The 1,042-nt window shown below is 71.2% G+C and carries 2 pseudogenes; one reads left to right on the forward strand and one right to left on the reverse strand.

From position 1 onward, the window contains the following. Positions 1-780 (reverse strand): annotated as a pseudogene (locus tag CCN56_RS41245) (helicase); the annotation flags it as partial. A gap of 37 nt (positions 781-817) precedes the next feature. Between CCN56_RS41245 and CCN56_RS45490 the strand changes: the two are divergent. Next, positions 818-1,042 (forward strand): annotated as a pseudogene (locus CCN56_RS45490) (helicase); the annotation flags it as partial.

Consider the following 1,042-nt stretch of genomic DNA (forward strand, 5'->3'; position numbering starts at 1 on the left):
GTAGAGCAGATAGGCGGCGCGGTGCAGCGCGACCGCCGTCTTCCCCGTCCCGGGCCCGCCCTCGACGTACGTGACGGAGGCGGCGGGCGCACGGATGACCAGGTCCTGCTCGGCCTGGATGCTGGACACGATGTCCCGCATGGTGTGGCTGCGGGCCTGGCCGAGGGCGGCCATCAGGGCGCCGTCGCCGATCACGGGCAGCTCGCGCCCGTCGAGGGTGGCGCGGAGCTCGGGACGCATGAGGTCGTCCTCGACGCCGAGGACCTGGCGGCCCTTGGAACGGATGACGCGCCGGCGCACGACGCGACCGGGGTCGACGGGGGTGGACCGGTAGAAGGGCGCGGCGGCGGGCGCGCGCCAGTCGATCACGAGGGGCGCGTAGTCGGAGTCGAGAACGCCGATCCGCCCGATGTGGAGGGTCTCGCCGATCTCGGCGGTGTTGTCGGGGCGTACGGCGTCCTCGGCGGGCTCGACGGAGGTGTAGGCGCCGTCGGGGCCCTTCTTCCCGTCCTTCCCGTACAGCAGATCGATCCGACCGAAGAGGAAGTCCTCGAACTCGTTGTTGAGCCGGTTGAGGTGGATGCCGGCCCGGAAGACCTGGGCGTCCCGCTCGGCGAGGGCGCCGGGCGTGCCGACCTGGCCCCGCTGGGCGGCGTCGTTCATCAGGAACTCCGCTTCGTGGATCTTCTCCTCCAGTCGGCGGTAGACCTGATCCAGATGTTCCTGCTCGACACCGATCTCACGGTCTCTGACCGTGTCCACGGCTTCCTGCGCGGCCACCTAAGGCCCCCTTCTCACGTGCACTGGGCAGCCGTCGAGCGTACGCCACGACAACACCGCCGAGATCGGCGAGACCCTCCACATCGGGCGGATCGGCGTTCTCGACTCCGACTACGCGCCCCTCGTGATCGACTGGCGCGCGCCCGCCGCCGCGCCCTTCTACCGGTCCACCCCCGTCGACCCCGGTCGCGTCGTGCGCCGGCGCGTCATCCGTTCCAAGGGCCGCCAGGTCCTCGGCGTCGAGGACGACCTCATGCGTCCC

This window comes from Streptomyces sp. NRRL B-24572 (assembly GCF_002156145.1).
GTDB classification, from domain to species: Bacteria; Actinomycetota; Actinomycetes; order Streptomycetales; family Streptomycetaceae; genus Streptomyces; species Streptomyces vietnamensis.